The organism is Pseudoduganella aquatica (assembly GCF_009857595.1).
Taxonomy (GTDB): Bacteria; Pseudomonadota; Gammaproteobacteria; order Burkholderiales; family Burkholderiaceae_D; genus Rugamonas; species Rugamonas aquatica_A.
Map to the genome: position 1 here is coordinate 1 of NZ_WWCU01000007.1, position 13,563 is coordinate 13,563.

Genomic DNA, 13,563 nt, shown 5'->3' on the forward strand with positions numbered 1-13,563 from the left:
GCGAAATCTACATCACGGTCTTGGCGACCAAGGGCGGGTACGGCATCCAGTTGCTCTGCCCCGACGTTCCGTTTTCGGGGCAGATGGAATAATACAAGGGCGGGTTAGGCGAAGCCGTAACCCGCCACGGCCGGCTACAACGCCGGCGGCAGGTTGGCCAGGAAGGCGTGGATCTGCGACACCACCGCCGCGCCTTCTCCCACCGCCGCCGCCACCCGCTTGGTGGAGTTGGCGCGCACGTCGCCGATAGCGAACACGCCGGGCACGCTGGTTTCCAGCGCCGCCCGCGAGGGCAGGTCGGCCGGGTACACCCCCTTGGAGAAGTTGGCCTTGCACTGCGCCTTGGTCACGTCGAAGCCGGTGCGGATAAAGCCCTTGGGGTCGACGTCCACGCCGCAGTCGCTGAGCCAGCCCGTATTCGGGTCGGCGCCGATAAACAGGAACACGCGGCACACGTCGTAGTCGGTTTCCGAGTCGTCCCGCCCGCAGCGCACGCGCACCTGCTGCAGCCCCAGTTCGTCATCCCCCTCCAGCGCTACAATCTCGCTATGCGTGTGCAGCACGATATTCGGCGTGGCCTGGATGCGCTCGATCAGGTAGCTGGACATGGTGGCCGCCAGGCTCGGCCCGCGCACCAGCATGTGCACCTTGGACGCGTGCCCGGACAGGAACACCGCCGCCTGCCCCGCCGAATTGCCGCCGCCTACCAGGATGACCTCCTCGGTCTTGCACAGCTTGGCCTCGATAGGCGAGGCCCAGTAGTACACGCCGCGTCCTTCGAACTGCTTCAGGTTGGCCAGCGATGGACGGCGGTAGCGCGCGCCGCAGGACAGCACCACGGTCTTGGCCTGCAGCCGCGTCAGGCTGCCGCACATTTCCACCTGCAGCGGATAGGTGTCGCAGATAAGCCGCCCGGCCGGCGCCGGAATGGCGATCTCGACGCCGAACTTCTGCGACTGCACATAAGCGCGTCCGGCCAGCGCGCCGCCGGAAATGCCGGTCGGGAAGCCCAGGTAGTTTTCAATGCGCGCGCTGGCTGCCGCCTGGCCGCCGAAGGCGCGCGTTTCCAGCGCCAGCACCGACAGGCCTTCGGACGCGGCATATACCGCCGTCGCCAGTCCGGCCGGGCCGGCGCCCACCACGATCACGTCCCACACCTTGTCGCTGCTCAGCTCGGGCAGCATGCCCAGGCAGCGGCCCAGCTCCACATTGGTGGGGTTCATTTTCACGCTGCCGTCCGGGCACACCACCAGCGGCATGTCCTCGGGCTGCGGCTGGTAGTGCTCGCACAGCGCGCGCGCCTGGGCGTCGGACTTCGGGTCCAGCACGGAATAGGGATGGCCGTTGCTCTGCAGCCAGGTCTGCAGATTGTGCAGGCGTGGATGGCCGGGCGCGCCCACCAGCACGGGGCCGCCCGACGGCGCTTCGATCAGGCCCACGCGGCGCAGGATTAGCGCGCGCACAAGGCGCTCGCCCAGCTCGGCTTCCGCCACCACCAGCGCTCGCAGCGATTCGGACGGGATCACCAGCACTTCCACGTCGCCGACCGCGTCGCCGTTGACCAGCGAAGGGCGGTCCGACAGCTGGCCCACCTCGCCGCAGAACTGGCCCGCGCCGTGTTCGATGATCAGCGAGGTGTTGCCCAGACCGTCGTAGCGGCTGATGGCCACCCGGCCTGTCAGGATCACCAGCATGCCGAAGGTGGTGCGGCCGGCTTCGAACAGGCGTTCGCCGTTGCGGAAATGGCGCACGGTGCCGAAGCGGTGCATGCGCTTGATCTCCGCTTCGCTCAGCGTGGGGAACATCTGGTGGCGGCGCGATTCCAGCGAGCTGGGCAAAGTGCCCATGGCTACGCTGGCGTTCACTTCTGCTTCGAAAGGGGTGTCGTTGGCCATGGCGGTATTCGTGAAATAAGGGGCGGGTTTTTGTTACGGACAGTCTATCGCATGCCCCGGCTTTCATGCCAACATCTTATTGGGGAGCCAGGCTGGTACAATCTTTGCAATTATTTTTTGCAATTCTCCCTGATAAGCTATTTATGCCCGTCGTCCCCTCCATCCGCGCGCTCGATCCGCGCGAAACCGAGCAGTTTTTCGTCTACCTGAACGATCACCTGAGGGACAACGGCACGCACGGCCATCCGCTGTTTCAGCCCATGCCGCGCAGCCAGTCGGTCTTCCCGGAGGAAAAAGCCGTCGCCTTTATCAAGGGCATGGGCATTGCCGTCGGCCAGCCGGGCTGGCGCCGCGCCTGGGCCGCCACCGGCCAGGACGGCATTCTCGGCCACGTCGACCTGCGCGCGCGGCCCGAGGGCGGCAGCGCCCACCGCGCCTTGCTGGGCATGGGTGTGCACCGCATGGCGCGGCGCCAGGGCCTGGGCCGGGTGCTGGTGCGGTCCGCCATGGATTGGGCGCGCCAGGCCGGCCTCGAGTGGGTGGACCTGGAAGTGCTGAGCATTAACGAACCGGCGCGCGCGCTCTACCGCGACTGCGGCTTCCGGCAGACCGGCGAAATCGCCGACATGTTCCGCATCGACGGCGAGCAGCTCGCTTACACGCTGATGAGCGTGAAGCTGTAAGGTCCGGCCAACCCCGTGCCGGGCGCGCTTTCGCGTCCCGGATTAAAATGATCTTTTTTGCTGAACGAAAACAGAACTCAATGGCTTACATGACTATTGCCGATACGATCGGCAACACGCCCCTGGTGCAGCTGAAACGCATCCCCGGCGCCGACGCCGACGCGCGCGGCAACATTATCCTGGGCAAGCTGGAAGGCAATAATCCGGCCGGTTCCGTCAAGGACCGCGCCGCCATGTCCATGCTGCGCCGCGCCGAGGAGCGCGGCGACATCAAGCCGGGCGACACGCTGATCGAAGCGACCTCCGGCAACACCGGCATTGCGCTGGCGATGGCGGCCGCCATCCGCGGCTACAAGATGCTGCTGCTGATGCCGGAAAACCAGAGCGAGGAGCGCAAGCAGGCCATGGCCGCCTACGGCGCGCAGATCCTGCTCACGCCCAAGACCGGCGGCATGGAATACGCGCGCGACATGGCCGAGCAGATGCAGAAGGACGGCAAGGGCATTATCCTGGACCAGTTCGGCAACGGCGACAATCCGCGCGCCCACTACGAGGGCACCGGCCCGGAAATCTGGCGCGACACCGGCGGCCGCGTCACCCACTTCGTCAGCGCCATGGGTACCACCGGCACCATCATGGGCGTGTCGCAGTACTTGAAGGAGCAGAGCGAGGCGGTGCGCATTATCGGCGCGCAGCCGGAGGAAGGCTCGCAGATCGCCGGCATCCGCAAATGGCCGGAAGCCTATCTGCCGAAGATTTACGACAAGGCGCGCGTGGACCAGGTGGAATACGTGACGCAGGCGGCGGCCGAGCGCATGGCGCGCAGGCTGGCTGCCGAGGAAGGCATCTTTTGTGGAATTTCGGCGGCGGGCGCGTGCGAGATTGCATTGCGCATTTCGCAGACCGTGGAGAACGCAACCATCGTGTTCATCGTCTGCGACCGGGGCGACCGCTACCTGTCGACCGGCGTGTTCCCGGCGTAAGGGCAAAGGACTTTATCCCTCCGCCCGCGCGGGGGAGGGATCGCAAACCGGGGCGGCTTAGCCCTGGTTCGGCGTTTCGCCTTCTTTAGGCTTGAACTGCTTGTCGCTGATGCGGAACTTGTTGCGGCGGTCGCCCATCAGGTAGCGCAGGTCACGAATGCTCAGATCGCTTACTTCATGCATGCGGATCAGCAGCGAAGCACCCACCGGCAGGCGGTGGTGGCGGATTTTGCTGATCACCGGTGGCGCCACTTCCAATGCGCGCGACAGGGCGGCATCGTTTTTCAGGCGCAGGTTTTCGATCAGCGTGTCGAGCAGCCGGTTCGGATTGTATTGCAGCAGATCATCGCCTTCCGAATCGCTGTTCATATCGATACCCACTTGGTTAGTCATGATTCGTCTGTTCCTTCTGTAAAGTTTGTCCTGCAAAGTGAAACACTCGGAGCCTAGCCATGTTCATCCTTACTCGGGAACGAATTCACCACACGGACGGAATTCCGAAATAACAAGTTTCATAATATATACACAATTGTACAACATCACGCAATGTAATACTTACGAGCAATAAAAAATAACTGTTGCACGTAGATATCGTTGTCCGTCCGCAACAATGTGTGAGAATTGCCGCCAGCTGCGTGTGCTACCATGCCTCTGCAGATCCCGCACCATTCTTTGTCTTTTGCACAAAGTTGAGTATAGGGCAAAATCGCTCAGCATTGCCGCACGATATGATTCCTGTCGTGTTTCCAACTATCAATTATACAATAGCTGCCACGAGGCAAGATTTCAAGTGGCTTTACGCTTCCTTACAAGTCGCGGCGCGATAATTTGATGGCGCGTCCCAGCTCCAGCACCGACATGGCGTAGAAGTAGCTGCGATTGTATTGCGTAATCGAGAAGAAATTATTGCTGCCCAGCCAGAACTCAGTCGGCTCGGAGCCGTTCTGCAAATCCACCAGACCGAAATTCATTCCTTCCGGCAAGGTGGAAGTGGTGACGACGCCGGCGGACATCAAGTCCTGCGGGCGGAATTTTGCTTCCAGGCCCTGGTTGATAAAGCGTTCCCACTGGCGGCTGGGCGAGACGGTGGCGGCATACACCAGCGGACCCGGGTCGTCGCGGCGCCAGCCGTGCGCCACCAGGAAGGCGGCCACGCTGCCGATGGCGTCGGTGGGCGAGTTGCGCAGGTCCACCCGGCCGTTGCCGTCGAAATCCACTGCGTATTTCATAATGTTGCTTGGCATAAACTGCGGCAGGCCCACAGCGCCGGCGTAGGAACCCAGCAGCGAGAAGGGATCAATGCCGGCCTGGCGCGCGTACAGCAGCGTGCTTTCCAGTTCTCCCTTGAAGAAGGCCATGCGCGCCTCGCGCGCGGGCGCCAGCGGGTAGGCGAAGGCCAGCGTGGTGAGCGCGTCCATGACGCGGAAGCGGCCGGTGTTGCTGCCATACACGGTTTCCACACCGATGATGCCGACGATGATTTCCGCCGGCACGCCGTACAGCGCCTCGGCGCGCGCCAGCGCCTCGCGGTTCTCGTTCCAGAATTTCACGCCGCCGTTGATGCGCACCGGCTCGATGAACAGCTTGCTGTAGGCCTGCCAGTTCTTCGGCTTGCCGGGAGGGGCCGGCTTCATCAGCTGCACGGCCGAGTCCACGTAGCGCACCTGCATCATGGTCGCTTCCAGTTCCTTGCGGTCAAAGCCGTGCTTGGCGGCCATTTCGTCGAGGAACTGGCCCACTTCCTTCCACTGGCCGAAATTGACGAATTCGCCTTCGTAGTCGGTTTTCTTGGCCGGGACGGCCTTGGCGGGCTTGGCTTTCTTGGCCTTCGCTTTGCTGTGCGCGGCGGGCGTGGCGGCGGCGGCTGGCGCCGGCGCGGTACCGGCCAGTGCCAATGCCAGCAGGGCGGAGGAGAGCGTGTTGGTGTGCAAAGACAGTTTCATTGAATTCGTTTCAGCAAAATGGCCAGCCTTTTGGCGGGCGCCGTTATCTCATCAGCAGGCGCTGCATACTTGAGCGCGCCATACAATTCCAGAAAGGCCAGCATGGCCTCTTTCTTATCTTCCTGCCCCGCCATCGCCTGCAGGCGGCGGGCGTAGCTGTGCGGTCCTTCGTGCGGCGCGCGCGCCATGCCGCGCCGGGCCATTATGCGGCAGAACGCCGCGTACACCGCGTCCACCGGATCCGGCGGGACCAGGGCGCGCCGTTTGCGCAGCTGCAGCATCGCCAGCGCCAGCAGGGCGGACGCCGCCAGCGCCGCGCCGCTGCGCCAGTTGCCGAAGGCGCCGGATAGTTCCGCAAGGAAACTGCTCTGCCTATCTGGATTGTAATCCAGGACCCATTGATTCCACGCATTATTCACCGCCAGTGCGCGGAATCTGAGTTTCGCCAGCCACGAATTGCTGTCATTGGCGAAATTCATCAGGCCGTCCAGGCCGGTCAGGCCGAACGGCGCTTGCTGCGGCAGCGCGCGGCCCAGGCCCTGGTTGATGCGCTCGGGCGCGACGGCGGAGGTGGGATCGACCCGCAGCCAGCCTTGGCCCTCGGCCCAGATTTCGGCCCAGGCGTGGGCGTCGGACTGGCGCACGGTGAGGTAGCCGTCCACGGGGTTCAGTTCGCCGCCCTGGTAGCCGGTGACCACGCGCGCCGGCACGCCCATGGCGCGCATCAGCACCACGAAGGCGCCGGCGTAGTGCTCGCAGAAGCCGGCCTTGCTGCCGAACAGGAAGTCGTCCACCGCGTTGCGGCCCAGCAGCGGCGGCTCCAGCGTGTAGCTGAACTGCTGGGTGCGGAACATGCGCAGCACGGCCTGGGCCGAGTCCGCGGGGCCGCCGGGCTGGCGCAGCGTGGCCGCCAGCGCCAGGGTGCGCGGGTTGTAGCCGACCGGCAGCCGCAGCGCGCGGGCCAGCTGCGCGCCGTCCAGGCTGGGCTGCAGGCGGTAGGACAGGTAGGCGCTGGCCTGGTAGCGCAGCCGCTGGTGCACGGGCTCGCGGCTGATGAACTCGAACTCGTCGCTCAGGCCGGCGCCCAGGCCGGGCATGGGCAGGTTGGGATTGGTCAGCTCCAGCGCGAACAGCCAGCGCTTGCCGGTGGGCTCCATGGTCACTTCATGGCGCAGCGGCTCGCCCAGCACGGAGGCGCGCGAGTTGCTTTCGCCGGCGCGGTAGCGGGGGCGTTCGGTGCGGGTCCAGGTGCTGCCGTCGTAGTTGCTCAGCACAATGCCGCGCCAGTAGAGCTGGTTCTGCGGCGGCAGCGGGCCGAAGAAGCGCACCCGGTAAGCCACCTCGTCCGACAGCGCCAGGCCGGTCATGCTGCCGGGCGACATGGTGTCCGAAATGCCGCTGCGGGCGCTGCGGGCGTCGCCGGGCAGGCCCCACAGCGGGCCCTGGATGCGCGGGAAGGCGAAGAACAGCACCAGGGCCAGCGGCGCGGCGGCCAGGAAGATTTTGCCCGCCACCAGCAGGCGCTGGCGCAGCGGCGGCACGGCGCCGGTGTACTGGAAGGTCATCAGCGTGGCCAGCAGCACGATGATGGTGGCCACCATGCACAGGCCGGTGAAGATGGACTGGGAGTAGAAGAAATTGGTCAGCAGCAGGAAGAAGCTGAGGAAGATGACCACGAACAGGTCGCGCCTGGCGTGCATTTCCAGCAGCTTGAAGGCCAGCAGCAGGGCCAGCATGGCCACGCCCGCGTCGCGGCCCAGCAGGGTGCGGAAGGACAGGTAGACGCCGCCCATGGCCAGCAGCGACACCGGCAGCAGCAGCCACAGCGGCGGCATGCGGCGCCCCCGCAGCGTGATGGCGCCGCGCCACAGCAGCACGCAGCAGATGACGGCGCTGGTCCACGGGGGCAGATGGCCGAAGTGCGGCGCCAGCACCAGCAGGGCTGCGGCCAGCAGCAGCAGCGTGTCGGCCTTGTCGCGCGTGAGCCGCTGCGCCCATCGTGCCAGCGGCCCGGCCGATGCTGCGCCACGCGCGCTCACGCGTAGGCCTCCTGTCCATACAGGGCCAGCGCGCGCAGGCAGGCGCTCCGGTGAGCGTCGCCCAAGGCGGGCGGCAGGTCGTGGTGGCCCAGGCGGAAGCCGTAGGGCAGGGCGCGCTGCTCGGCCTCCAGCACCCAGCGCGCCATGCGCGACAGCCGCAGCTCCAGGTCCAGGGTGTAAGGCAGAAGCGCGAAGTCGAGCACCATCTCGGCCACCGCGCCGCCCTCGAAATGCTTGGTGCTGAGCTGTCCGCCCAGCGCCGGGTCGTGCCGCGCGATCTGGCGCCAGGCCAGGTGGCGCATGGGGTCGCCCGGCTGGTAGCTGCGGATGCCGGCGAAATTATCCAGCCCCACCTGGCCGTGCCCGTCCTCGCTGGCCGCGCCGCTCACCGGCAGCGGCGGCGCGTTGTTTTCCGGAGCGGGATAGACCAGCACGCGCAGGTCCGGCTCCCAGTAAGCCCAGGCGCGGAACAGGCCGAGCGGAAAACGCGTCACCAGGCGCACGCGCGGCGCCGCCAGCCAGCCGCGCCCCTCGGTGGCTGCCGCCAGCACCAGCGCCGCGCTGCCGCCGGCCGGCACGTCGAGCGCCTGGCGCGGCTCGCCGTCGTGCTGGAAGCCCAGCCACACGCCGTAGCGGCTGCGCGCCGTGCCGTTGTGGACTTGCAGTTCGAACTGCGCCTCCTGCCCGGAGAACACCGGCTGCGCCCGCCCCGGCGCCAGGCGCAGCATGGCCAGGTTGCGGGCCGTCATGACCATGTCGGCCACGGCGCAGGCGCCGGTGAAGAAGGTCAGCGCAAAGCCCAGGCCCAGCGTGTAATTGATGGAGCCGATCAGCATGATCAGCAGCAGTCCCGTGAACGCCATGCCGGGCCGCGTGGGGACGATGAAGACGCGCCGCATCACCAGCAGCACCTCGCCCGGTTCCGGGCCGCGCAGCTGGAACAGCCAGCTGTTCAGCCAGGCCCGCAGCCGGCCGGGGGGCGGAGGGGATAGTGGCCGGGGTGCGCCGGCGTCCTGCATGGTTTGCATGGCGCGGGCTTACACCGGCACCGATGCCTGCAATTGCAGCACCAGGTCGCGGCTGGCCAGGGCCACGCCGTGCGCCGCTTTCAGTGGCCGCAGCCGGTGCGCGCAGACCGGCACCAGCACCGCCTGCACGTCCTCCGGCAGAACGTGGTCGCGCCCCTCCAGCGCGGCCCAGGCGCGCGCCGCCTGCAGCAGCGCCAGCGCCGCGCGCGGACTCAGGCCCTCGGCGAAGGCGCCGTTCTGGCGCGAGGCCTGGGCCAGCGCCTGCACATAAGTGGCCAGCGCGGGCGAGACGTGGATGCGGCGCAGGCTGCGCTGCGCCTCCAGCAATTCGGCCGAACTCATGGCCGGCGGCAGCGACTTGAGCATGGCGCGCCGGTCGTCGCCCAGCAGCAGGGCGCGTTCGGCGGCCGGGTCGGGATAGCCCAGCGAGAGGCACATCAGGAAGCGGTCCAGCTGCGACTCCGGCAGCGGGAAGGTGCCAACCTGGTGCAGCGGGTTCTGGGTGGCGATCACGAAGAAAGGCTCGGGCAACGGGCGCGTGACGCCGTCGGCCGAAACCTGGCGTTCCTCCATCGCTTCCAGCAGCCCGGACTGGGTCTTGGGCGTGGCGCGGTTGATCTCGTCGGCCAGCAGCACCTGCGTGAAGATGGGGCCGGGATGGAAGGCGAAGCCGTTCTTTTCGCGCTCGTAGATGGAAATGCCGGAGACGTCGGCCGGCAGCAGGTCGCTGGTGAACTGGATGCGGTTGAAATTGAGGCCCAGCGAAATGGCCAGCGCGTGCGCCAGCGTAGTCTTGCCCACGCCCGGCACGTCCTCCACCAATAAATGGCCGCCGGCCAGCATGCAAGTGAGCGCCAGGCGCACTTGCTGGTCCTTGCCGACGATGACCTGGCCCACCTGGCGCGCTACCGCATGCAGTTTGGTATACATGGTTCCTGTTATTATCCCGTGGTAGATTACAACCTGATTCTATGCGAGAACCCGCATGGGAACCACCCCGATCGCTGCGGTAGAGACACGAGACATGAGTACAGCAATTTACAGCCACCCAGACTGCCTGCGCCACGAGATGGGCGAGTGGCATCCAGAATCGCCCGCCCGGCTGCAAGCGATTGCCGACCAGCTCATCAATTCTCACATTGACGACCTGCTGGAACACCGCGAGGCGCCGCTGGCGGCGCTGTCCGACATAGAGCGCAACCATAGCCGCAACGCCATCGGCATTGTGCGCGACAACGTGCCGGAGGCGGGCGACTACTACCCCATCGACGGCGACACCTCGCTCAACGCCCATAGCTGGCAGGCGGCCCTGCGCGCCGCCGGCGCCGCCGTGGCGGCCACGGACGCGGTGATCGACGGCGAAATCGGCAACGCCTTTTGCGCCATCCGCCCGCCGGGCCACCACGCGCGGCCGACCGAGCCCATGGGCTTCTGCATGTTCAACAACATCGCCATCGCGGCCAAGCACGCGCTGGACGTGCGCGGCCTGCAGCGCGTGGCCATCGTGGATTTCGACGTCCACCACGGCAACGGCACCGAGGAGGCGCTGATGGACGAGCCGCGCGCGCTGATGGTGAGCTTCTTCCAGCATCCCTTCTATCCCTACAGCGCGGTGGCGGCGGAAACGCCGAACCGGGTGAACGTGCCGGTCCCGGCGCATTCCAAGGGCGACGTGGTGCGCCAGCTGGTGCTGGACAAGTGGCTGCCCGCGCTGCACGCCTTCAAGCCGGAGATGATCTTCATCTCGGCCGGTTTCGACGCGCACCGCGAGGACGACATCGGCGGCATGGGCCTGGTGGAGGCGGACTACGCCTGGATGACGCAGCAGGTGATGGCCGTGGCCAAGGACTACGCGCAAGGCCGTATCGTGAGCTGCCTGGAGGGCGGCTACAACCTGTCGGCGCTGGGCCGCAGCGTAGTGGCCCACGTGAAGGCGCTGGCGGAGCTGTAGGCCGCTCTGGCACGTCTTAACGCGGCGCCAGCTTCAGGTCCACCTGTTCGACTATATTGGGGATGGCCGCCAGCACCGCCTGGACCGTGGCCCGGCACGCCGCCGGCCCGGCTTCCTTGCGCAGCGCTTGTTCCGCCTGCGCCGCCAGCTGGCTGAGTTCGTTGGCGCCTATGGTGCCGGCCAGTCCTTTGAGCGTATGCAGCGCGGACGCGGCGCCTGCGCAGCCTTCCGTATCGAGTGCCGCGCGCAGCTCCGCCGCAATCAGCGCGGCTTCCGCATTGAAGCTGCGCAGGGCGATCTGGTAGACCGGCACCAGGCCGCCCATGCGCTTGATGGCGCCGGCCGAGTCCAGCCGCGCCGGCGGTTCGGTGCGCGCCGCCGCGCCGATTGCCGCTGCGCTAGCCGGGCCGGCTGCCGCTGCGCCGATTGCCGCCGTCACGCCGGCCGCAGCCTGTTCGCGCCGAGGTCCCGCGTGGGACAGGATGACCCCGATCAGCTGCTGCAGGTCGAAGGGCTTGCCCACGTGGTCCACCATGCCCGCCGCCAGCGCCAGATCCCGGTCCGACTGCATGGCGTTGGCCGTCATGGCGATAATGGGCGGCGCGCGCTCGCCCAGTTCGGCAAGGATGGCGCGCGTGGCCTCGTAGCCGTCCATGTCCGGCATCTGGATATCCATCAGCACCACGTCCGGCAGCGGCCCCTCGCGCCGCACGGCGGAGATGGCGTCCTGCCCGCAGGCGGCCACCTCCACCAGCGCGCCCTCGTGGCTCAGCAGCTCGCGCGCCACTTGCTGGTTGGTCGGATTGTCCTCCACCAGCAGGATGCTCACCCGGTTCAGCAAGCGCCGCGACTGCGGCGGCTGGTCCAGCAGGGCGGGGCGCTGGCCGGAGCGCGCGTCGGCCACCGCGTTGAACAGCATCGACGCCGTGACCGGCTTGACCAGAACCCCGTCCAGCACCGGCGCGGCCCGGGCAGGCTCCTGCGCCTGCTTCTGCGCCAGCTGCTCGCGGTCATATGCGGTGACCATGATGATCAAGGGCGTGGCGGCGGCGGGCAGCAGCTCGCGCAGGCGCACGCTGGTTTCCCAGCCGTCCAGCAGCGGCATGCGCCAGTCCACCAGCAGCACGTCGTAAGGGTGGCCCGCGCTGCGTTCCATCGCCAGCCGGATCGCGTCCAGGCCATTGTCGGCCGTGTCAACGCGCCAGCCGAAGGACGCCGCCATGGCCGCCAGCACCTGGCGCGCGCTGGGGTTGTCGTCCACCACCAGGCAATCCAGGGCGTGCAGCTGCGCGGGATGGCCTTGCTGCGGCGGCGGCTCCGCCTGCGGCAGCGCCAGCTCGAAGCTGAAGGTGCTGCCCTGGCCCGGCGTGCTGGCCACATCCAGCGTCCCGCCCATCATGCGGGCCAGGCGCTGCGAGATCGCCAGCCCCAGGCCGGAGCCGCCGAAGCGGCGCGCGGTGGAGGCCTCGCCCTGGGAGAAGCCGTCGAAGATATGGCTGCGCTGCTCGGGCGAGATGCCGATGCCGGTGTCGCGGATGGCGAAGGCGATGCGCGCGCCGTCCGGCCCCTGCACCGGCCGCACCGACAGCACCACCTCGCCCTGCTCGGTGAACTTGATGGCGTTGCCGGTCAGGTTCAGCAGGATCTGCTGCAGGCGCAGCGAGTCGCCCAGCAGCCAGGGCGGCAGCGCGGGATCAACCTCGAACAGCACCTCAACCGGCTTGCCGCCCACGTAGGCGGACAGGATCACGGACAGGTCGCGCAGCAGCCGGTCCAGGCTGAATGGATGCAGGTCCAGCGCCAGCTTGCCCGCTTCCACCTTGGAGAAATCGAGGATGTCGTTGAGCAGGCCAAGCAGGGCGCGCGCCGCCGATTCCGCCTTGGCTGCGTAGTCGCGCTGGCGGCCGTCGAGCTGCGTTTGCTGCAGCAGCTGCAGCATGCCCAGCACCGCGTTCATCGGTGTCCGGATTTCGTGGCTCATGTTCGCCACGAAGTCCGACTTGGCGCGGCCCGCTTCCAGCGCCTGGTCCTTGGCCTCGGTCAGTTTTTCCACCGTGCGGGCCTGCTGGCGCAAGGCGTAGCGCCCGCCCAGCAGGGAGCCGGCCGCCATGATGAACAGCAGCGCCAGGAACATGGCGTCGTTGACGGCTTCCTTGCGCCAGGGCGCCAGGAAGTCGTCGCTGGACAGGCCCACCAGCACGAACACCGGATACTGGCCGATGCGTTCGATGCTGACCACGCGCTGCAGGCCGTCGCGCACGCTGGTGGTGGTGTAGGTGGCGTGCTGGCGCTGGCTGTTCAGCACCGCCAGCGTGGGCGCCGACAGCATGACCTGGGAACCCAGCGGCACTTCGGCCACCTCCGGGTAGCGGTGCAGCATGCGGCGGTCTTTGTCCACCAGGGTGATTACGCCATTCGCCCCCACGTTGAGGGACTTCAGCACGTCGGTGATGGTGCTGGTGGTCATGTTCACATAGGCCGTGCCGCCGAAGCGGCCGTCCTCGTAGGTGAGTGCGTAGACCAGCGGCAGTACCCAGTCGCCCGTGATGCGCGACTTGACCGGCACGCCGAACACCAGTTCGCGCTCCTTCTGTGCGCGCGGGTAGAACTCGCGGATGCTCAGGTTCTGGATCTTGGACAGGTCGATGTCCTCGCCGTAGATCACCCGGCCCTCGTTGTCCGAGCCGCGCACCGAGCGCGCGTGGGGAATGCGTTCCTTGAGCGAGCGCAGATAGGCGCTGAAGGCGGCGTCGCTGAAGCGGTGCTCGGCGTGCATGGCGCGGAATTCCTGCCCGGCGCGGCGCATGGCCAGGTCCACTTCGTAGAAGTGGCCGCGCAGGAAATGTTCCAGTGTAATGGCGAGATTGCGGGAGGTTTCTTCCGCATTGGCGAAGTAGCGCTGGCGGCTTTCGTGCAGGGTGTGGAGTACGAAACCAGTGACGATCAGGAATGCCGCCGCCACTGCCACTACCAGCACAGTAAATAGCTTGCGCAATCGCCGCAGTGTCTCGAATCTCATGTGCTTACATTAACACATGGCG

General features: G+C 66.9%; 10 protein-coding genes. 3 read left to right on the forward strand and 7 right to left on the reverse strand.

Annotation, left to right across the window (positions count from 1 at the left end):
* Positions 1 to 134 precede the first annotated feature (134 nt).
* The gene (locus GTP77_RS08510) at positions 135 to 1,847 is read right to left on the reverse strand and encodes an FAD-dependent oxidoreductase (RefSeq protein WP_229202134.1); all 1,713 of its coding nucleotides are present in this window, start codon (positions 1,845 to 1,847) and stop codon (positions 135 to 137) included.
* Positions 1,848 to 2,038: 191 nt separating this feature from the next.
* Here GTP77_RS08510 and GTP77_RS08515 point away from each other — a divergent pair, with 191 nt between their 5' ends.
* Complete coding sequence (locus GTP77_RS08515) at positions 2,039 to 2,578, forward strand: GNAT family N-acetyltransferase (protein ID WP_161071748.1); 540 nt, start codon at positions 2,039 to 2,041, stop codon at positions 2,576 to 2,578.
* 80 nt (positions 2,579 to 2,658) lie between these two features.
* On the forward strand, positions 2,659 to 3,561 hold the full coding sequence (cysM, locus tag GTP77_RS08520; protein WP_161071749.1) for a cysteine synthase CysM: 903 nt from the start codon (positions 2,659 to 2,661) through the stop codon (positions 3,559 to 3,561).
* 57 nt (positions 3,562 to 3,618) lie between these two features.
* Here the strand turns inward: cysM and GTP77_RS08525 are convergent, their stop codons facing one another.
* From GTP77_RS08525 to GTP77_RS08545, 5 genes are all read right to left on the reverse strand, one after another.
* On the reverse strand, positions 3,619 to 3,954 hold the full coding sequence (locus tag GTP77_RS08525; protein WP_082552264.1) for a hypothetical protein: 336 nt from the start codon (positions 3,952 to 3,954) through the stop codon (positions 3,619 to 3,621).
* 413 nt (positions 3,955 to 4,367) lie between these two features.
* Positions 4,368 to 5,504 carry a lytic murein transglycosylase B gene (gene mltB / locus GTP77_RS08530; RefSeq protein ID WP_161071750.1) on the reverse strand — a complete coding sequence of 379 codons (1,137 nt, stop codon included), beginning with the start codon at positions 5,502 to 5,504 and terminating at the stop codon, positions 4,368 to 4,370.
* Positions 5,501 to 7,543 carry a transglutaminase TgpA family protein gene (locus GTP77_RS08535; protein ID WP_161071751.1) on the reverse strand — a complete coding sequence of 681 codons (2,043 nt, stop codon included), beginning with the start codon at positions 7,541 to 7,543 and terminating at the stop codon, positions 5,501 to 5,503. The genes mltB and GTP77_RS08535 overlap by 4 nt, the downstream gene beginning before the upstream one ends.
* Positions 7,540 to 8,571, reverse strand: a complete 1,032-nt coding sequence (locus GTP77_RS08540; protein ID WP_229202126.1) for a DUF58 domain-containing protein — start codon at positions 8,569 to 8,571, stop codon at positions 7,540 to 7,542. Before GTP77_RS08540 ends, GTP77_RS08535 begins: the two co-directional genes overlap by 4 nt.
* A 9-nt stretch (positions 8,572 to 8,580) precedes the next feature.
* The gene (locus tag GTP77_RS08545) at positions 8,581 to 9,501 is read right to left on the reverse strand and encodes an AAA family ATPase (protein WP_161071752.1); all 921 of its coding nucleotides are present in this window, start codon (positions 9,499 to 9,501) and stop codon (positions 8,581 to 8,583) included.
* 94 nt (positions 9,502 to 9,595) lie between these two features.
* On the opposite strand from GTP77_RS08545, the gene GTP77_RS08550 reads away from it, so the two are divergent.
* Entirely contained in the window at positions 9,596 to 10,522 is a 927-nt protein-coding gene (locus GTP77_RS08550) for a histone deacetylase family protein (protein WP_161071753.1), read from the forward strand.
* A 16-nt stretch (positions 10,523 to 10,538) separates the two neighbouring features.
* Here GTP77_RS08550 and GTP77_RS08555 read toward each other — a convergent pair whose 3' ends face one another.
* The gene (locus GTP77_RS08555) at positions 10,539 to 13,541 is read right to left on the reverse strand and encodes a hybrid sensor histidine kinase/response regulator (protein ID WP_161071754.1); all 3,003 of its coding nucleotides are present in this window, start codon (positions 13,539 to 13,541) and stop codon (positions 10,539 to 10,541) included.
* Positions 13,542 to 13,563: the final 22 nt, after the last annotated feature.